This window comes from Candidatus Poriferisodalis sp. (assembly GCF_965208555.1).
GTDB lineage: Bacteria > Actinomycetota > Acidimicrobiia > Acidimicrobiales > Poriferisodalaceae > Poriferisodalis.
Map to the genome: position 1 here is coordinate 490413 of NZ_OZ242342.1, position 18860 is coordinate 509272.

The following is an 18860-nucleotide window of genomic DNA, read 5'->3' on the forward strand; positions in this document are numbered from 1 at the left end:
CTGATGAAACACGACCCCTCCACGACCCGAGACCATCCATGAGCCGCGACGAACCAGACGCACCTGAGTCCGAGGACGACGCGCTCGACGAGGACATGCTTGAGCCTGACTTGCTGGGCGACGAATTCGAACCGGTGCCCGACGACCTCGAAGACGAGGAACTGGACGCGGCGGGCCTCGACGACGATCTGGACGACGTCGACGGCTTGGATGACGGCGGGATGGATGCTGACGGCTCGGACGCAGGCCAGGCAGCGTCGTCCGACGACGGCGCCCAGCCGAGCCGCGAAGTGCCCGCCGGAGTGCGCCCCGCTGACGATGAAGACGACGACGATGACGACGAAGAGCTCGAGGCGGATCTCGGCGAGATCCTCAAGGAGCGACTGGCGTCAGAGGACGAGGACGAAGATGATGACGACGACGACATCGGCATCGTCAGCGGCTCGCGTTCAGCGTCCAAGCAGGAAGACGAGATCCTCTGCGAAGGCTGCTTCCTGCTCGTCAAGCCCTCCCAATTCGACATGAGAGCACCCGAGCCCAGCTGTCCCCACTGCGGAACGCCCATCGCCTACTGAGACCTCGCGCGGCTCCTATGGGGCTGCATCGATGTGCGGCAGCGCGCTCGCCCAGGTGAATGCCGCGTCGATCGCGGCCTCAAGCTCGTCCGGGCTGCCGGAGTTGTCGATGACCCAGTCGGCGATGGCCAGTCGCTCATCGCGCGACAACTGTGCGGCGATGCGCGCACGTGCATCATCGGCGGAAAATCCCCGCGACGTCACGAGCCGCTCGACTGCTAGGTCAGTCGGCACATCCACCACCAGAATCCCGCTGGTGCGGTATCGAGGCCGTTGACCCTTCGCCAGCCCCTCGCCGAGCAGCGGGATGTCGAGCACGACCAGGCAGTCCGTGCCCTCCATCTCGCCCAACCGGCGACGGATCTCCCGGCCGACCGGAGGATGGGTGATCGCGTTCAGGTCGGCGAGTGCGTCGGGATCGTTGAACACGATGGCCGCGACTGAGCCGCGATCGAGCGTGCCATCGGGAGCCACGATGTGGTCCCCGAATCGCTGCACCATCTCCGCAAGAACCGGGCTGCCCGGTGCCTGCTGTGAGCGAACGATGGCGTCAGCATCGATCAGCACCGCACCGCGGCGGGTAAAGCCTGAGGCGACCGTGCTCTTGCCGCTGCCGATGCCACCGGTCAGCCCGACGGTGATCATCAGGCCGCAGTCAACCGAATGGGGCTCGACGGCAGCAGGTGCAGGCTCAGCAGGGAGCTGACGGGTTAGCTGTCGCTCTCGGGCGCGGCCGCGGCGGGCTCGCCTTCCGGCCCCTGATTCTCGTAGTGCGCGAGGGCCTGGCGGTAGGCCTCTTCGCCATGCTCCTCGTAGTACTCGCGCCACGCCCGCTCGGCCTCTGACTCCTCGCCGTCGGCAGGTGTCTCGTAGCTGAACTCGCCGATGAAGTTGCCTTCCTCGTCGTAGGCGTGATCACCGAACGCCTCGCGGTACTCCTCCGCGACCACACCGCCTTCGGCTGCCTGCTTGATCGACAGGCTGATGCGCCGGCGTTGCAGGTCGAGATCGATGATCTTCACCCACAGCTCCTCGCCGGGGGTGACCACCTGCTCAGGCAGCTCGACATGGTGGGCGGACATCTCCGAGATGTGCACCAAGCCCTCAATGCCGTCGCCGACCTGCACGAAGGCCCCGAACGGGACGAGCTTAGTCACCCGGCCGTAGACCAGCTCCTCGACCCGGTGCGAGTTCGCGAACGCCTCCCACGGGTCCTGCTGCGTTGCCTTGAGCGAGAGCGAGATGCGCTCGCGCTCACGGTCGATCTCGAGTACCTCCACCGTCACCTCGTCGCCGATGCTGACGACCGAGCTGGGGTGATCGACGTGCTTCCAGGACAGTTCCGACACATGGATGAGGCCGTCCATGCCGCCGAGGTCGACGAATGCGCCGAAGCTGACCACCGATGAGACCCGGCCGGTCCGCCGCTCGCCGCGCTGGAGATCTCGCAGGAAACCCTCCCGCTCCTCCTTGAGGCTCTCTTCCAGCCAGGCACGCCGGCTGAGCACGACGTTGTTGCGGTTCTTGTCGAGTTCGATGATCTTCGCTTCGAGCTCACGGCCGACATAGGGGGCAAGGTCCCGGACACGGCGCAGCTCCACCAGCGACGCGGGCAGGAAGCCGCGCAAGCCGATGTCGACGATCAGCCCGCCCTTGACGACCTCGATGACCGGGCCCTTGACGATCCCGTTGGATTCGCGGATCTCCTCGATGCGGCCCCATGCACGCTCGTACTGCGCCCGCTTCTTGGACAGGACCAGGCGGCCGTCAGGGTCCTCCTTCTGGAGGACGAGCGCCTCGATCTGATCACCGACCTCCACCACGTCAGATGGGTCGATGTCGTGGCGGATGGAGAGCTCACGAGACGGGATGACACCCTCGGACTTGAAGCCGATGTCCAGCAGCACCTCGTCGCGGTCGACCCGCACGATGGTGCCGGCCACGATGTCGCCGTCGTCGAATTCGACGATGGTCTGCGCAATGGCGTCCTCGAATGACGTGTCGCCGAGATCGTCCATCGTGACGGTCCGCGGCACGTAGTCGCCCGCATCGGTGAACGTGCCGAAGTCGCCCTGCGAGGCTCCGTTGCCCCCCTCATCGCCGGTGCTCTCGCCACCCGGCGGGTCTGGCGGAGTCTCAGCGGGATCTTCGAGCGATGTTTCTTCGATGTCTGGGGCGGGGGCGAGTGCGTCGGTCACGGAGGGAATGCTCAGGTCGGCAATACGGGCGCAGGCGGCCGAGCATGCCGCACACAGCGCACGGAAAGGCTACCGAGTTGTCAGCCCTTGGCGTCTGCCCACGTGGCGCCGACGGCGACATGAACTTCCAGCGGGACGGCCAGATCGGCGGCATTGCGCATGATGTCGACCGTCAGCTCGTTCACCTCGGCAGTCTCGACCGGGTCCACTTCGAGGATCACCTCGTCATGCACCTGCAGCACAAGCCGGCTGGAGGCGGCGCGATCTCGCAGCGCTTCATCCAGCCGGATGAGCGCCACCTTGAAGATGTCCGCCGCCAAGCCCTGGATGGGGGCATTCATGGCCTGGCGCTCGGCAGCCTGACGCACGCGGAAGTTGCGAGACGTCAGCTCGGGCAGTGGGCGGCGACGCCCGAACGCCGTCTCGGTGTACCCCCGCTCGCGGCTCTGCTCGACCACCCCATCCATGAACGACCGCACATGCGGGAAGGCTTCGAAATACGCGTTCAGGATTCCCGCCGCCTCGTCGGTCGGCACGCCGAGACGCTGCCCGAGCCCATAGGCCTCCATCCCGTAGGCGAGGCCGTAGCTGACCATCTTCGCGACGGACCGCTGATGCGGGGAGACATCGCCGGCGTCGATGCCGAACAGCGACGCCGCGGTGGCGCTGTGAATGTCGCGCCCCGCCTCGAAGGCGGAGACGAGGCCGGGGTCGCCGGAGAGGTGGGCAATCACCCGCAGCTCGATCTGGTTGTAGTCGGCAATGAGCATCTCGAATCCGTCTGCAGGCACGAACGCGCGCCGGAACAGCCGACCCTGTTCGGTGCGCACCGGGATGTTGTGCAGATTCGGGTCCTCCGAGCTGAGCCGGCCGGTACGGGCAACCGTCTGGTTGAACGTGGCATGGATGCGTTCGTCCGTCCCGACGCACTCCAGCAAGCCGACGCCGTAGGTGGAGCGCAGCTTCTCCACCTCCCGGTAGGCGAGCAGCTGGTCCGCGATCGGGTGCAGACCCTGCAGCGATTCCAGCGCTGCGGCGTTCGTGGAGTAGCCGGTCTTGGTCTTGCGATGCGGCGGCAGCCCCAGGTCCTCGAACAGCACCTCTGCAAGCTGTTTTGGCGAGTTGACGTTGAGATCGTCCCGGCCCGCCAGCCGCCGAACTTCCGCCTCCAGCGCGAACACCTCGCTGGTGAGGTGATCGCGCAGAGTCTCCAGCTCTTCGCGGTCGACCCCGATTCCGGCGACCTCCATGCGCGCCAGCACCGAGATGAGCGGACGCTCGATGTTCCGGTAGAGGTCCGACATCCCGAGATCTGCCAGCTCGCGGTCGAGCACCGGCGCGAGCATCGCCACGGCGAGCGCGTCGCGGCTCGCGGTGGCCTGCCCGAGGGGGCCGGAGGCATCCACGGCATCGAAGTCGAGTTGGCCCTCGGTCTCGGCTTCGACGAGCTCCACCCTGCAGTGTCTCGCGAGCAGCGTGCTCAGCTCGCCACGGCCCTCGGGGGGATGGATGAGGTACGCCGCAATCGAAGTATCGATCTCGAGCCCCGCAAGCGCTTCACCGGCCTCGACATCGCCTGGCAGCCGAGCGAGTGCTCTCATCAGCGGTTTCGCTTGGTGGATGTGGACGCCGGGTCCGTCACGCCCGACCAGCTCCGCGATCGACGCTGCGACCTCGGCGATCTCGAGGAGCTCTGGAGCGAGGGCGAGCACGCTGCCTGCTGACGGATCCACGGCGACCGCCAGCACCCCCAGCGAGCCGTCGGGCTCGAACGCGCAGCCCATCGACACGGGCTCGGACCGCTGCGCCAGCCCGCTGAGCAAGGCCGCCGCTTCCGCCGGATCCGTGAACGGCACCAGTTCGACATCGGCGAGCCGCGAGGTCGTCTCGGCGCCTGCGGCAGGCTCGAGCAGACCGTCGAGCGATGTGCCGGCCAGTGCCTCGCGCAGCCGGGCATGCAGGGTGCCGAACTCCAAGAACTCGAACGTGCGCGTCACCAGGTCGGCGTCGAAGCTGTCCCAGCGGAGGTCGTCGACCGTGGCGTCGATCGGCGCGTCGGTGCGCAGCTCCATCAGCTCGACGTTGCGGCGCACGTCATCCTGGTGCGACGCCAGATTCTCGGCCAGTTTCGGGCTCTGCTCGGATGCCGCAGCCAGCAGTGCCTCGACGCTGCCGTACTTGTTGAGAAGCTTGGCAGCGGTCTTCTCGCCGACGCCGGGAACGCCCGGCAGGTTGTCCGACGGGTCACCGCGCAGCGCCGCGTACTGCACGTAGAGGACTGGGGTGACGCCGGTGCGTTCGACGATGCCCGCCTCGTCGTAGAGGGCGTAGTCGGTGACGCCCCGCCGGTTGTAGAGCACGCGGATGTGCGGGTCAGCCACCAGCTGGTACACATCGCGATCGCCGCTGACGATCAGCACGTCATCGCCGCGCCCTGCTGCCTCGGATGCCAGCGTGGCCAGCAGGTCATCGGCTTCGAAACCGGCACAGTCCACCGCCGGGATGCTCAGCGACTCGAGCACCTGCCGCACCAGGCCGAGCTGATCTATGAGCGTTGCGGGGGTCTCGTCGCGGTGTGCCTTGTACCGCGGTTCGGCTTGATGCCGGAACGTCGGCTCGGGGCGGTCGAAGCACACGGCAATGGCGTCAGGACGGTGATCCCGCACCAGATTGACCAGCATGGACGTGAAGCCGAAGACGGCACCGGTGGGCTGGCCCGAACGGGTGGCCATATCCTCGGGAATGGCGAAGAACGCCCGGTAGGTCAGCGAATTCCCGTCGAGCAGCAGGAGCTTCGACATCGGAACTCTCCCAACTCGGTGACGCTGCAGTCGCCTCGGATGCTCAGGGCGTCAGCAGGCCGTCGACGATCTGCTGCGCTATGTCCCGCATCTTCGCACGGTTGGCCATTGCCGTACTGCGGATGAACTCGAAGGCGTCCTGCTCGGAGAGCTGAAAATCGTCCATGAGCAGGCCCTTCGCACGCTCCACGGCCTTGCGCGTCTCCAGCTTCTCTTCGAGGCTCTCGACCGTGTCCTCGAGCTCTCTCATCTCCGTGAAGCGGCCCCACGCGACCTCGATGGCCGAGACCAGCTCTTCGCGCTGGAACGGTTTCACCAGGTACGAGAGCACGCCCGCATCGCGGGCCTCCGCTATGAGATGGCGCTTGCTGAACGCAGTGAGTATGAGCACGGCAGACGTACGGTCTCCGGCAACCTCGCGTGCCGCATCGAGGCCGTCGCGGCCAGGCATCTGGATGTCGAAGATGCACACCTCGGGCTGGTGCTGGCGTGCCAGCTCCACCGCTTCGTCGCCGCGGCCCGTTTCCGCCACGACGACGTAGCCCTCGTCTTCGAGCATCTCGCGCAGATCGAGCCGGATGATGGCCTCGTCCTCTGCGATCACGACTCGCTTGGACACTCGCGCTCTCCTCGCGGCTGGGTCGAAGGGGTCGGCACTACCGGCCCGGCGGCTGCGGACCGGTCAGCCTACCGGTCGAGCTATGAGCCATCTGCGGAATTCTGTGTCTCGTCTTCAGTGCCCGGGGCGGGATTCGAACCCGCACGCCCGCAAGGGCAGAGGATTTTGAGTCCCCCGTGTCTGCCATTTCACCACCCGGGCAATGGGGCGCCTCAGCGTATCCAGCGGCGACGCGCCGGTCCGAGCCCTCCCGCTGAAACACCAGTCATTGCCCGCTCTTGTTCGCTGCGCTCACGGGCCGCTCGGGCCCCGGCTTCGCCTCAGGGCAGAACTGTCACCCTCGCCGTTCCCCGATCCACCTACCATTTGTCCCGCGTTCACTGCGTCGCCACCCGGGAGCAACCCGTTGTTCGGCACCGGCGCTGTGTAGGAGGCCGAGTGCTCGCATTCACATTCCCGGGTCAGGGCTCGCAGCAGCCCGGCATGGGCGAAGCCTGGACCGCCCATGAATCGTGGGAGCTGGTGACCGAGGCATCCGACGCCTGCGGGCGTGACGTCGCAGCGCTGCTGCTGGAGGCCGACGCCGATGAGCTGCGCCACACACGCAACTCGCAGCTGTCAACGTTCGTGCTGTCGATGGTCGTCCTCGACGCGGTCGAGCGCACCGGCGCCACGTTCTCGTGTGCAGCCGGCCACTCGCTGGGCGAGTACAGCGCCCTGACTGCCACCGGTGCGCTGGCGTACGACGACGCCGTCCGCCTGGTCGCTGAGCGCGGCGAGGCGATGCAGGTGGCCGCCGACGAGCGGGAAGGGACCATGGCTGCGGTGCTGGGTCTCGATGACAACCTCGTGGCTGAGGCGTGCGATGCCACGCCCGGCGATGTCTGGGTCGCGAACTACAACGCCCCGGGCCAGGTCGTCATCGCAGGCGCACCGGACGCCGTTGCCGTCGCCGGCGACGAAGCCAAGGCGGCTGGGGCGAAACGGCTGATGCAACTGCCCGTGGGCGGCGCATTCCACACGCCGTTCATGCAGCCCGCCAGGGATCGACTGCGCAAGGCGCTGGCCGAGGTCGAGATTCGGGCGCCGAGCGTGCCGGTGGTCGCCAATGTCGACGCACGGCCGCGTTCGGATGCTGACGAATGGCGCACGCTGCTCGCACAGCAGCTCACCAGCCCGGTGCTGTGGCGCGCCAGCCTCCATGCGCTCGCCGACGCCGGCGTCACCACCTTCGTAGAGCTCGGCCCGGGCAAGGTGCTGACCGGCATGACCAAGCGGACGCATCGGGATGCGACATCGATGGCGGTCGCCACGCCGGCTGACATCGACGCGCTGATGGAAGCGCTCGCAACGGATGCGCCTTCGGCACCGACCGTGCTGGGCGGCGAGAACCTGTATGTCACCGAGCGCCTCATCGTCAGCCCATGCGCTGGCATCTTCACGCTCAGCCCGCACATCGGCGACGGCCAGCAAGTCAAGGTGGGCGATGTCATCGGCCATGTGGCCGGAGAGGAAGTGCGCTCCGCATTCGCGGGTACTGTCATGGGGATTATGGCCGTCGAAGGCGAACGGGTCACGGCCCGGCAGCCTGTCGCGTGGCTGCGAACAGCCGCAGGTACCTGAAGGGGAGGCCGCAGATGACGCTCAGCGTGGGAAACGCATCAAGCGCGCGCATTGTCGGCATCGGGACGGCGCTCGGAGAGCGCGTCGTGACCAACGAAGATCTCTCCGAGATGGTCGACACGTCCGACGAGTGGATCATCGAGCGCACCGGCATCAAGCAGCGGAACATCGGCGGCACCACCGCCGGCTTGGCCGCACGCGCCGGAACAGCGGCGATGGAGGTCGCCGGCGTCGATCCGTCGAGCATCGACATGCTCATCCTGGCCACGACCACGCCGGATCGCTGCGTTCCGGCGTCGTCGTCGCGTGTGCAGGAGGCGCTGGGCCTCGATTGCGGCGCCATGGACGTGAACGCCGCCTGCTCGGGATTCGTCTACTCGCTGGTGGCCGGCCACGGCATGATCGCCATGGGCCACGAGCGAGTCTTGGTCATCGGTGCCGAAGTGCTCTCCCGGATCACCGACTGGAATGACCGGGCCACCTGCATCCTGTTCGCCGACGGCTCGGGCGCCGCGGTGCTCGAGCGAAGCGAGCAAGGCTCGGACCTGCTCGGCTGGCACGTCGCGAGCGACGGCTCCATGGAGGAGCAGCTGTACTGCGAGCACGACGGCTACATCCAGATGGCCGGTCAGGCAGTGTTCAAGAAGGCCGTGCTGGTGATGGAGGAATCGGCGCGCCAGTCGATGAAACAGGCAGGCCTGACGGCCGACGACATCGACGTGGTGGTGCCCCATCAGGCCAATGTCCGCATCGTCGAGACTGCTTGCAAGCGGCTGCGCATCCCCTATGAGAAGGCGGCCATGGTGATCGAGCGCACCGGCAACACCTCATCGGCCTCGATCCCGCTCGCACTCGACGACGCTGTGCGCAGCGGCCGGATCAACGAGGGCGACAACGTGCTGCTCGTCGGTTTCGGCGCCGGCATGACCTCGGCGTCGGCACTGCTGCGCTGGTCGGGCGCTCCCGCCCGGGCTTTCTGAGCGCCGGATCCCGAGCCAGAGCCTCTTTGAGCGCGAATCGACTGTCAGCGTCACGTGCACGGCCCACGATGAATCAGCCCCTAGCAACACCACGAACCGTCCTCGTCACGGGCGGCAGCCGCGGCATCGGTCTGGCCACTGCCCAGCTGTTCGCCGACGCGGGCCACCGGGTAGCGGTCACCAGTCGCACTGAGGCTCCCGACGACAGCCGCCTGCTGTGGGTGGCGTGCGACCAGGCCGACAGCGATGCGGTCGACGGCGCCTACGCATCCATCGAAGCAGAACTGGGCTCGGTGGAGATCCTGGTGGCGAATGCCGGCATCACCCGCGACCAGCTCGTGCTGCGCATGGCCGATGACGATTTCGCAGCCGTCGTCGACACGAACTTGACCGGCGCGTACAGGATGGCCAAGCGGGCGGCGCGGCCGATGCTGCGCGCACGCTGGGGGCGGCTGATCTTCGTGTCCTCGGTGGTCGGATTGCTGGGCTCGGCCGGACAGGTCAACTACGCCGCATCCAAGGCAGGTCTGGTGGGCATGGCCCGATCACTTGCTCGGGAACTCGGTTCGCGCAGCATCACGTCGAATGTCGTGGCGCCCGGCCCGGTCGCGACCGAGATGTTCGGTGCATTGAACGACGAGCAACAATCCGCCATCACCGACGCAGTGCCGCTGGGCCGGGTGGCTGAACCGTCCGAGATTGCCGCTGCAGTGGCGTTTCTCGCATCCGACGAGGGCGCGTACATCACCGGCGCCGTGCTGCCCGTCGACGGCGGCCTGGGAATGGGCCATTGAGTGCCGCACAAAATGGTGCAGGGCGAATCGGTGCAGGGCCGTAGCGCTGCGGCACCTACACTTCGCGTTCGCACGGCCGTCGGGGACTCGTGCGGAGACCGCCCACACATGAGGGGATCAGCATGAGTGACACGTTGGATCGATTCCGTGACTGTGCCGTCGAGGTGCTGGCCGTGGATCCCGAGCAGGTCACGCCCGAGGCGAGCTTCGCCGATGACCTCGACGCCGACAGCCTGGACCTCGTCGAGCTGGTGATGGCTCTGGAAGAGGAGTTCGACATCAGCGTGGACGAGGAAGAACTGGAAGACGTCACCACCGTCGCCCACGCGATCCAGCTGGTCGAATCGAAACTGTGAGCACTGTCCTGCTGGGTCATGGACAGCGAGCGTCACGCCAATGACTGACGGGCGTCGGGTAGCTGTCGTCGGCCTCGGCGTCGTCTCGTGCGCCGGAACCGGCGTGGACGACTTCTGGCAGGGGTTGAACTCCGAGCCGCCGGAGGGCGAACGCCGCGTCAACGATTTCGATCCGGCGCCGTTCTACGACAATCCCAAGGAAGCTCGACGGGCCGATCGATCAACTCAGCTCGGCATGGCATCGGCCGCTGAAGCGATGGCCGACGCAGGCGAGCTCGCGTCAGATCCGGATCGCTGCGGCGTGATCTACGGCACAGGTGTCGGCGGCTTGCAGACATTCGAAGACCAAGTGCTCGTGCTCGATCGCAAGGGCGCGCGCCGGGTGTCGCCGTTCATGGTCCCGATGATGATGCCCAACGCCCCCGGAGCCGCCATCTCGATGCGGTATGGGCTGGCCGGGCCCTGCGAGGTGCTCACCACCGCATGCGCAGCCGGGACGCACTCAATCGGGTATGCGGCGCGGTTGATCCGCCTCGGCGTCGCTGACGTGATTATTGCCGGCGGATGCGAATCAGTGATGACGCCGGTAGGCACCGCTGGTTTCGTCAACATGACCGCGCTGTCGACCAGCGGCATCTCGATGCCGTTCGACAAGAACCGCGACGGCTTCATGATGACGGAGGGCGCTGCCACCCTGGTGCTCGAAGCATGGGACTCGGCGGTCGCGCGAGGTGCGACGATCTGGGGCGAAGTGCTCGGCACCGCCTCAAATGCCGATGCCCACCACATCACGGCACCTGCGCCCGGCGGCGCCGGAGCGCTGCGCTGCATGCAGCTCGCGATCGATGACGCTGGCCTCACGCCCGACGACATCGTCCACGTGAATGCCCATGGCACGTCGACCCCGCTGAACGACGCCGCCGAAGCCGAAGCGCTCAACAAGCTGTTCGGCCCCAACGGTCCGCTCGTGACCTCCACGAAGGGCGTCACCGGGCACGCACTCGGCGCAGCAGGGGCGCTGGAGGCAATTGCCGTGCTGCTGTCGATGCGCCACCGCAAGATCCCGGCGACGGCCGGCTGGACGACTCCCGATCCCGAGCTCGCGGAGTTCCGCTTGGTGACCGGTCAGGCGGCCGACTGGGAGCCGGGTCCCTCGATCAGCAACTCGTTCGGCTTCGGCGGCCACAACGGCTGCATCGTGCTCGGCCCCGCGTGAGGCCGTGAATAGCCCTAGAGGCTGTCGTAGGTGGCGGTCTCGATGGCTTCGTACAGCCCGTAGGAACGCGGATCTGCGAACGGCACCTGCTGGCTGATGTAGCAGCCGGCTACCTGATTCTGCAGGTCGATCCAGAAGTACGAGTTGGCCAGCCCGGCCCACATGAGGCCCCCGGCAGGGCGCCCGGTCGGGGCCTGCTCCTCGTTGATCTGGAACGTCAGGCCCCACGACTTCTCGACACCGGGGAAGAACTCGGCATCGAATGAGTACGGCGGGATGGCCGTCGGCAGCATGGTGACTCGCAGATCGCCCATGGCATTGCTGACCATCTGCTCATGCGTGCCCGGCGACACCACCTGGTTGCCGTCGAGGCTGCCGCCGTTCAGCATCATGGCTAGGAAGCGGCAGTAGTCGTCGACGGTGGAGTACAGGCCGCCGCCGCCCATCTCGAACTCTGGCTCCTGCGGTATCTCGAACGGCATCTCCACCAGCGAGCCGTCCTCCATCCGCGCTTGCATGGCCGAGATGCGAGAGCGCATGTCGTCGTTGATCTTGAACGCCGTGTCGGTCATGCCCAGCGGTCCGAAGATGTTCTCGGCCATGTACTCGCCGAGCGACATGCCTGACGCCGCCTCCACCATCTGGCCTGCGTGATCGATGCCAGTCCCGTAGAACCAGCGATCGCCCGGGTCGAACAGCAGCGGGATGGTCAGCGTCTGCTTCTGGCACTCGATGACACCCGGCGTCCCGGTGGCCTCTTCGTACTGGCCGAGCTCGGGGCTCCAGATGTCGTATCCCATGCCGGCGGTATGGGTCAGCAGGTGACGCAGCGTGATGTCGCCGTTGCGGGCACGGGTGACCGGGTTGCCGTCGCTGTCAAACCCGGTCAGCACCTCGAGTTCGCCGAGCAGCGGCACCACCTCTGCGGCCGGACCGTCAAGTGAGAGCTTGCCCTGCTCGACGAGCTGCATCGCCGCTGTGCCCGTGATGGCCTTGGTCATCGAGGCAATCCAGCACACGGTGTCATTCGACATGGCGACGTCGCTGTCGGCGCCGCGGGTGCCGGCCGCCGCCGAGCAGATCTCTCCGTCGGCACTGATGACCTTGGCCACCGCGCCCACGACATCACCGTCGGCGACTCCCCGGTCGAGAATCCCTTGAACTGTGTCTCCGAGTGACATCTGAGGCCTCCTGATGGGCTGGACGGAGCGCTGCGCAGGGCGTGCACCGGCCCCGCGAGCGCGACGCTAGTTCGGAGTCGCGACGCCACTGACACCGACCATCCACTGGTGCGAGAGGTCGCGGCGCGCAGCCGATGAGCAAGGGACGCCCGCCTCGCGTCCGCCGTACCCTCAATTCGATGGTGGGGCGGCCACTCGTTGCATCGGGCATGGCGGGCCTCGCCATTCTGGCGGTGGCGTGCAGCACCAGCCCTGTGCGGGTCGTGCCCCTTCCGCCCACGTCATCGGAAGCTCCGGCCGTCGCCCAGCCAGCAACTGGCGAAGCCAGGTCCAACGTAGCGGTGGACGAGGTGACACCATCGGCTGCGCCGGTCACCTCGGCTGCGGCAACGAAGTCTGCGGCAGCCTCCACGACTGCCGTCATGCCGACGACGACACAGCCCGACCTGACGTGGACGCTGTTGGCAGGCGGAGATGTGCTGATGGATCGCAGCGAAGCAGCCGGCATCGACCCGTTCGCCGGCATTGAGCCCCCTCTGGAATCAGCAGACGTTGCGGTCGTGAATGTGGAGATGGTCATCAGCGAGCGCGGTGAGCCCGCCGACAAGAAGTACGTATTCCGGGCGCCGCCGTCGGCGGCCGAGCGGATCGCTGCGGCTGGCGTGGATGTCGCCAACTTGGCCAACAACCACGCCATGGACTACGGCCCCGATGCACTCGTCGACACGGTCGACCTCCTCGAGACCAACGGCGTGATAGCGCTCGGTGCGGGCGCGACCAGCGGCGATGCGTACGGGCATCGGGTGATCGAGGTGCGCCCCGGTGTGCGCGTTGCGTTCGTGGGCGCCTCGATGGTGGTGCCGCTCGCGTTTCCTGCTAGCCAAACACGTCCAGGGATCGCGTCGGCGTACCAGAGCGACCGGGTGCTCGCCAACGTTCGGGTGGCTGCGAGCGAGGCCGACGTGGTGATCGCCGTAGTCCATTGGGGCATCGAGCGCATGACGTGCCCAGAGGGCCGGCAGCGAGACTTCGCCTTCGAGCTGCTGCACAACGGCGCCGATGCGGTCATCGGCCACCACCCGCACGTGCTGCAGCCGGTGGTGTTCGACGACGGCAGGCTCGTGGCCTACTCGCTTGGCAACTTCGTGTGGCACTACCGGTCTGGCATCACTGGTGACACTGGCGTCCTGCAGATCGACTTCGACGGCGACGAGATTCTGGGCTGGTCGTTCCATCCCCACCTGCTCGACCTCAACGGCGCGCCGGTGCCCGCTTCTGAAGGCGCCAGGGTCGACCGGATCAACGACATCGTCGCGGGCGACTGTGCCCGGCACCAACCGCCCCCGACCACCGCTGCTCCTCAGCCGAGCACTTCGGCCGCGGCGAGATCGGCTATGCGGTCGGCGTCGTAGCCCAGGAACTCGGTGAGCACCTCGAAATTGTCTTCACCGAGGCACGGGCCGCCCCGCCGCACGACGGGAGGTGTGCGTGACATGCGTGTCCGGCAGTTCTGGGTCCACATGGTGCCGCGATGGCTCTGAGGCACGTTGATGTGGTGCTCCCTGGCGGTGAGTTGCTCGTCGTCGCAGCATCCCTGCGAGTTGTTGACCGGGTAGGCGTCGATGCCGTGCGCCTGCAGCGCTTTGGCGGCCTCAACATTGGAGCGTTCCGAGGTCCACGCCGAGATGGCGTCGTCGATCTCGCCGGACCTCTCCCGCCGGGCTGGCTGATTCCAGCCGGCCGCGCCGTTGCCGTTCAGCCCCACCGCTCCGGCCAGTGCCGGCCAGCGGTCGTCGGTGCAAGCAATCGCCACCCACTGATCCTCGCCGGCGCTCGGATACACGCCGTGGGGGCTCATGTGCGGGTCCTCGTTGCCGCACCGCTGCGGATCTCGGCCGTTGATCGAGGCGTCCAGAATGGCCGGCGCGAGGTAGTGCAGCGCTGCCTCAGTCTGGGAGATGTCGATGTAGCAGCCGGCGCCGGTGCGGTCGCGCCGCTCCAGCGCCGCCATCAAGGACGCCACGATCACGCGGGGCGCCAAGAAGTCGGTGTAGGGACCATACGGGCCGGCGGGGCCCCGGTCGGGCCAACCAGTGATCTCGTAGAAGCCGGCGATGGCGGCGGCCATGAACCCGTAGCCGGCGAGGCTCGAGTACGGCCCGCTCTGGCCCAGCAACGAGCTCGACAGCATGATGATCTGGGGGTTGATCGCCGAGAAGTCGTCGTAGCCGAAGCCCATGCGTGCTGCGGCGCCCGGCGCCCAGGACTCGGTGGCGATGTCGGCCCAGCGGATCAGATCCTCGACTACCTGGCGCGATTCGGGCTTGCTGAGGTCCAGGCTGAGACTGCGCTTGCCCGCGTTGTACACGCCGTAGCCGACGCTGTTGTCCGGATGGGCTTCCTCGTCGACGAACGGGTTGACCGTGCGCATCGTGTCGGGCCGGCTCTCGGTCTCGACCTTGACGACGGTGGCGCCGTAGTCAGCGAGGATGCGCACCGCTGACGGCGTGGCGATGACCCACGAGAATTCCACCACCTTGAGGCCCGCGAGCGGCAACTCGGCGCCGTCCGAGGCAGGGCCGTCACCTGCGGCAGCCGCGGCCGACGCGTAGGGCTGCCGGTTGGTGTCGATGCTGCCGTTGTCGCTGCCCAGCCTGGGCACCACCAGCGTGCGCTCGGGAGCGTCGTCGCTGAAGTGCACCAGCGGACCGCAGAAGCGGGCGCTGCGCCCGCCGTCAAGGTCGACGTCACGCCAGAAGTCACGATCGGCGAAGTGGGGGTTGGTGAGCAGATCGCTGACCAACGCCGAAGGCGTGATCAGGAGATTCCGTTCAAAGGCTGCGGCCCACAGCTCCTCGGTGGTCTTGGTTGCCATGAAGCGGGCGATGGTCATGAACGACTTGGCGATGATGTCCGGAGAGCGCTGGCCGCTGAGCACCTCGGTCGCGACGGTCTCCCAGTCGACGGCCTGCAGCTCCTCGTCGGCGAAGCCCTCCTCGGTCTCCCACGCGACGAGCCTCTCGGTGAAGGGCGCGAAGGCAGCACCCATCAGCGCTACGCAGATCGTGTTGCCGTCGGCGCACGGGAACAGCATCGGGACGTCGACGCCGCCGAGACTGAGGCCGCCGGCGAGTCGATTCACTGCGTTGGCGTTGACACGGCTCGACAGATTCGCCGGCTGGCCGTGCGTCATGGACTCCATCGCCGAGATGTCCACGTGCTGACCGCGGCCGCTGCGCTGTGCCTCCCGCAGCGCGATGAGCGTGGCAGCTGCCGCATCAGCCGCAGCCTGCAGGAAGCTCTGGGGCACGCCCGCAACACGCACCGGGGCACGGTCCTTGTCACCGCTGGCGTGCAGGAAACCGCTGCCGGCCACCGCTGTCAGATCCGAGCCGGCCCACGTGCTGCGAGGCCCGGTCGAACCGTACGGCGTGATCGAGGCATGCACGATGGCCGGATTGACGGCGGCCAAGTCGTCATAGCCCAAACCCAGCGTGCCCATGTGCCCCACCGGCGCGTCCTCGATGAGGGCATCAGCGCCCCGCACCAGTTCGAGCAGCCGCTGGCGACCTTCGTCGGTGGTCAGATCTGCCGTGACGCTCTGTTTGCCCTGGTTGTAAGCCCAATGGCCCAGCGAGCGCTCCGGATCCGGCTGGTCATCGACGAAGGGCCCGTCGTGGCGGCTGCGCACGCCCCCGGGCGGCTCAACTGCAATCACCTCTGCGCCCAGGCTTGCCAGCAGGTAGCCGGCGAACTGGCTGATGCCTTCGCAGAGATCCAAGACCCGGTAGTGCTCCAACATCTCGAACTTCACCCCTCATCTGCGCCGGCTCGGCGCACGGCGTGGGGCTGATTCTTCCCTGTACGCGCATGCCATGCGAACCGGCGGGCTCTGAGAGCGTGCGTCGCAGTGCCAAGCGGCAGGACTTCGGCGAGACTGCCGGAGCTGTTGGGCCGAGCCAGGGAGGACCGGATGGTGTCGATAGCGACCGACCGGATCGTGGAACGCGACGAGCTGCGGGACTTCGTGCGGGAACGGCATCACGGCGTGCTGCTGACGCTGCGGCGGGACGGCCGCCCGCAGGCATCGCTGGTCACCATGGGTCTCGACGAGGCCGGCGATGCGGTACTCGTCAGCAGCTACCCCGACCGGGCCAAGTCGCTCAACCTGCGACGCAACGCACAGGCGTGGGTTGTCGTCATGTCGGATGCTTGGAACGGTGAGTGGGTCCAGCTCGAATGTCGCGGAGAGGTACTCGACCTTCCCGAGGCGATGGACGGCCTCGTGGAGTACTTCCGGGTGATCAGCGGCGAGCATTCCGACTGGGACGAGTACCGCGAGGCCATGAACCGCCAGGGCAAGGTACTGCTCCGGCTCCATATCGAGAGCTGGGGCCCGATCTCGAAAGGCGGCTTCCCCGCCCGCCTCGTCTCCGAATAGCAGTCTTCCGAACGCGGAGGTCGTTTTCAGTCGGCGTCGAGTTGGCGCAGGAGCGTGTCGGGCGCCTTGGTGCGGTAGCTCTCCTCCAACCACTCGGCGAGATCGTCAAGGTCGACATCGGCGAGCCGCACGAGCACGCTGCCATAGCCGTCGTAGTGCGGGACAGTGAACAGCGCGTCGGGATGGTTTGCCAGCAAGACGGGCTTCATCTCGAGATCGCAGAACAGCACCAGTACCTCGGTGTCGAAAACCTCATCGCGACGATGCTCGCGCTCGCCCCACATCCGGCAGAAGCCCTTCTTGCGAACCTTGAGCGCCGGAGTCCCGTACGAGGTCGACTCAACGACTTCTGGCAGCTCCATCCCGAGCCTGCGCACGTCGTCAAAGGTTGCCATCGGTTGGCACGCGCCTCAGCGGGCTTGCCAGTCGGGGGCGCGGCGTTCGAGGAAGGCACTGGCGCCCTCGGCGTGGTCGGCGGTGGTCTTGAGGACGCTCTGGCCCAGACGCTCAAGGCGCCGGCCGGTCTCGTGGTCGACGTCGGTGCAGGTGTTCAGCACCGTCTTGGCCATGCCCAGTGCCAGGGGCGCGAAGGCCTCCATTTCCGCGGCGAGCTCCAAGGCGATATCCACAGCCTTGCCTTCGGGGGCTACCTCGGTGGCGAGGCCCATCGCCTTGGCATCGTCGGCGCCCACGTTGCGGGACAGCATCACGAGCTCCTTGGCACGGCCCAGCCCCACGTAGTGCACCAGCCGGGAACAGCCGCCCGAACCGGGAATGAGCCCCACCTTGGCCTCGGGCATGACGAAACGGGCATTGGAGGCAATCACCCGGAAGTCGCACGACAGCGCCAGCTCGAATCCGCCGCCCGCTGCAACGCCATTCACCGCGGCGATGACCGGCATTTCGAGCGCCTCGATCAGATCGAACACCGAGTGGATGCCGCGGGCCACCGCACGGAAGCCCCGGGTCCCCATCTCGGTCAGGTCGCCCATCTCGGAGACGTCCTCGCCAGCCGAGAACGCCCTGCCAGCGCCCGTGATGACGAGCGCTCGAATGCCGGTTGCCATCGCCGTGTCCTCGACCGCGTCGCGCATCTCGGCCCGCATGGCGGCGTTCCAGGCATTGAACTTCTGGGGCCGGTTCAGCGTCAGGATGCGTACGCCATCGCGGTCTTCGGTCAGCAGGTGCTCGTAGCTCATGGGCTCTCTCTTGTCGTGGGGGTCACTCGTCGGGGTCGCCGCGCATCACCACGATGCCGGTGGCGACCACGTCGCCCCGCTGGTTGCGCAATTCCACGCCTCGATCCAGCTCGCCGAAACTCACCGGCGACACCGTCACCTCGTCGCCGGGAAAGACCGGTCCGCGCAGCCGGATATCGAGATTCAGGATCTCGTCGGCGCCGAATTGGGCGATGAGGGCGTCGAGCGCGATCGCGGTGGTGTGCGAGGCCTGCACCACCACATCGGGCAGCCCGGCCTTGGCCGCGAACTCGGGGTCGGTGTGCACCGGGTTGGGGTCGCCCACACCGTCGACGAAGCTGCGCATGGCTTCCCTCGAAATGGCGGGCGCGGTCGCCGGTGTCAAGTCCAGCTCGCTCATGACGCGGACTCCCCCGCCTCGTCGCCGTCGCCTGCCGCAGCAGTCTGCGCCTGCTCTCCCGGCGGCTTTCGCTCCACGAACACCGTCCGCTGCCGCTGGATCAGATCGCCGTCGGCGCCTCGGTATTCGGACAGCACCGTCGCCAGATGCAGCGTGCCCTTGTCGATGATGTCCTCCACCGACACCACCACCGAGACCCGTTCGCCCAGGCGGAACGAGCGGTGCCATTCGAACGACTGACCACCGGCCAGACCCCGCTCAAGGCTCAGATCGATGGGCCCGACCACCGAATCGCCGCCGCCCACCGTCGGCCCGAAGAACGGCAGCCGCAGCGCCACTTCGGTGGCGTGGGACGTGCCCAGCGCATCCACCAGCATCGCAACCGACTCGGGTTCCACGACCACCTCGGTCTCGACCAGCACCTGGCCCAGTGTCTCCAGGTTCACCCCGACACCTCGCTACACGCAATCCCGCTCG

At 67.2% G+C, this 18860-nt stretch carries 18 protein-coding genes, 1 tRNA gene and 1 pseudogene; 8 read left to right on the forward strand and 12 right to left on the reverse strand.

Annotated elements, in window-relative coordinates; all coding sequences use genetic code 11:
- Positions 1 to 38: 38 nt before the first annotated feature.
- A complete protein-coding gene (locus tag ACOGXE_RS02295) occupies positions 39 to 575 on the forward strand; it encodes a hypothetical protein (protein ID WP_419932339.1) in 537 nt (178 codons plus the stop codon).
- A 15-nt stretch (positions 576 to 590) separates the two neighbouring features.
- Here ACOGXE_RS02295 and coaE read toward each other — a convergent pair whose 3' ends face one another.
- The 5 genes from coaE to ACOGXE_RS02320 all read right to left on the reverse strand — a co-directional run bounded on the left by coaE (position 591) and on the right by ACOGXE_RS02320 (position 6394).
- Complete coding sequence (gene coaE / locus ACOGXE_RS02300) at positions 591 to 1220, reverse strand: dephospho-CoA kinase (protein ID WP_419932340.1); 630 nt, start codon at positions 1218 to 1220, stop codon at positions 591 to 593.
- 65 nt (positions 1221 to 1285) lie between these two features.
- The gene (gene rpsA, locus ACOGXE_RS02305) at positions 1286 to 2593 is read right to left on the reverse strand and encodes a 30S ribosomal protein S1 (RefSeq protein ID WP_419933469.1); all 1308 of its coding nucleotides are present in this window, start codon (positions 2591 to 2593) and stop codon (positions 1286 to 1288) included.
- Positions 2594 to 2853: 260 nt separating this feature from the next.
- Positions 2854 to 5574 carry a DNA polymerase I gene (gene polA / locus ACOGXE_RS02310; RefSeq protein ID WP_419932341.1) on the reverse strand — a complete coding sequence of 907 codons (2721 nt, stop codon included), beginning with the start codon at positions 5572 to 5574 and terminating at the stop codon, positions 2854 to 2856.
- A 43-nt stretch (positions 5575 to 5617) separates the two neighbouring features.
- Positions 5618 to 6193 carry an ANTAR domain-containing response regulator gene (locus ACOGXE_RS02315; protein ID WP_419932342.1) on the reverse strand — a complete coding sequence of 192 codons (576 nt, stop codon included), beginning with the start codon at positions 6191 to 6193 and terminating at the stop codon, positions 5618 to 5620.
- Positions 6194 to 6311: 118 nt separating this feature from the next.
- Positions 6312 to 6394: transfer RNA gene (locus ACOGXE_RS02320), tRNA-Leu, on the reverse strand.
- A 237-nt stretch (positions 6395 to 6631) separates the two neighbouring features.
- Between ACOGXE_RS02320 and fabD the strand changes: the two genes are divergently transcribed.
- The 5 genes from fabD to ACOGXE_RS02345 all read left to right on the forward strand — a co-directional run bounded on the left by fabD (position 6632) and on the right by ACOGXE_RS02345 (position 11162).
- Positions 6632 to 7816 carry an ACP S-malonyltransferase gene (gene fabD / locus ACOGXE_RS02325; protein WP_419932343.1) on the forward strand — a complete coding sequence of 395 codons (1185 nt, stop codon included), beginning with the start codon at positions 6632 to 6634 and terminating at the stop codon, positions 7814 to 7816.
- 14 nt (positions 7817 to 7830) lie between these two features.
- On the forward strand, positions 7831 to 8796 hold the full coding sequence (locus ACOGXE_RS02330) for a beta-ketoacyl-ACP synthase III (protein WP_419932344.1): 966 nt from the start codon (positions 7831 to 7833) through the stop codon (positions 8794 to 8796).
- A gap of 68 nt (positions 8797 to 8864) precedes the next feature.
- A complete protein-coding gene (gene fabG / locus ACOGXE_RS02335; RefSeq protein WP_419932345.1) occupies positions 8865 to 9590 on the forward strand; it encodes a 3-oxoacyl-ACP reductase FabG in 726 nt (241 codons plus the stop codon).
- Positions 9591 to 9712: 122 nt separating this feature from the next.
- On the forward strand, positions 9713 to 9946 hold the full coding sequence (gene acpP, locus ACOGXE_RS02340; RefSeq protein ID WP_419853812.1) for an acyl carrier protein: 234 nt from the start codon (positions 9713 to 9715) through the stop codon (positions 9944 to 9946).
- Between the two features lie 40 nt (positions 9947 to 9986).
- Entirely contained in the window at positions 9987 to 11162 is a 1176-nt protein-coding gene (locus tag ACOGXE_RS02345; protein ID WP_419932346.1) for a beta-ketoacyl-[acyl-carrier-protein] synthase family protein, read from the forward strand.
- A 14-nt stretch (positions 11163 to 11176) separates the two neighbouring features.
- On the opposite strand, the gene ACOGXE_RS02350 is transcribed toward ACOGXE_RS02345, so the two are convergent.
- Positions 11177 to 12343, reverse strand: coding sequence for a serine hydrolase domain-containing protein (locus ACOGXE_RS02350; protein ID WP_419932347.1), 1167 nt, complete (start codon positions 12341 to 12343; stop codon positions 11177 to 11179).
- A gap of 179 nt (positions 12344 to 12522) precedes the next feature.
- On the opposite strand from ACOGXE_RS02350, the gene ACOGXE_RS02355 reads away from it, so the two are divergent.
- Positions 12523 to 13755: a CapA family protein gene (locus tag ACOGXE_RS02355; RefSeq protein ID WP_419932348.1), complete on the forward strand. Its 1233-nt coding sequence runs from the start codon at positions 12523 to 12525 to the stop codon at positions 13753 to 13755.
- Here ACOGXE_RS02355 and ACOGXE_RS02360 read toward each other — a convergent pair.
- Complete coding sequence (locus tag ACOGXE_RS02360) at positions 13704 to 15008, reverse strand: CaiB/BaiF CoA transferase family protein (protein ID WP_419933470.1); 1305 nt, start codon at positions 15006 to 15008, stop codon at positions 13704 to 13706. The genes ACOGXE_RS02355 and ACOGXE_RS02360 overlap by 52 nt on opposite strands.
- A gap of 33 nt (positions 15009 to 15041) precedes the next feature.
- Positions 15042 to 16145 (reverse strand): annotated as a pseudogene (locus tag ACOGXE_RS02365) (CoA transferase); the annotation flags it as partial.
- 171 nt (positions 16146 to 16316) lie between these two features.
- Between ACOGXE_RS02365 and ACOGXE_RS02370 the strand changes: the two are divergent.
- Positions 16317 to 16784, forward strand: coding sequence for a PPOX class F420-dependent oxidoreductase (locus tag ACOGXE_RS02370; RefSeq protein ID WP_419932349.1), 468 nt, complete (start codon positions 16317 to 16319; stop codon positions 16782 to 16784).
- 26 nt (positions 16785 to 16810) lie between these two features.
- Here ACOGXE_RS02370 and ACOGXE_RS02375 read toward each other — a convergent pair whose 3' ends face one another.
- Genes ACOGXE_RS02375 through ACOGXE_RS02390 form a run of 4 tightly spaced genes read right to left on the reverse strand, consistent with a single transcriptional unit; the run spans position 16811 to position 18829 of the window.
- The gene (locus ACOGXE_RS02375) at positions 16811 to 17179 is read right to left on the reverse strand and encodes an MmcQ/YjbR family DNA-binding protein (RefSeq protein WP_419932350.1); all 369 of its coding nucleotides are present in this window, start codon (positions 17177 to 17179) and stop codon (positions 16811 to 16813) included.
- Positions 17180 to 17194: 15 nt separating this feature from the next.
- Positions 17195 to 17983 carry an enoyl-CoA hydratase/isomerase family protein gene (locus tag ACOGXE_RS02380; protein ID WP_419932351.1) on the reverse strand — a complete coding sequence of 263 codons (789 nt, stop codon included), beginning with the start codon at positions 17981 to 17983 and terminating at the stop codon, positions 17195 to 17197.
- 22 nt (positions 17984 to 18005) lie between these two features.
- The gene (locus ACOGXE_RS02385; protein ID WP_419932352.1) at positions 18006 to 18383 is read right to left on the reverse strand and encodes a MaoC family dehydratase; all 378 of its coding nucleotides are present in this window, start codon (positions 18381 to 18383) and stop codon (positions 18006 to 18008) included.
- Positions 18380 to 18829 (reverse strand): FAS1-like dehydratase domain-containing protein, encoded by a 450-nt coding sequence (locus tag ACOGXE_RS02390; RefSeq protein ID WP_419932353.1) that lies wholly within the window; start codon positions 18827 to 18829, stop codon positions 18380 to 18382. The genes ACOGXE_RS02385 and ACOGXE_RS02390 overlap by 4 nt, the downstream gene beginning before the upstream one ends.
- Positions 18830 to 18860: the final 31 nt, after the last annotated feature.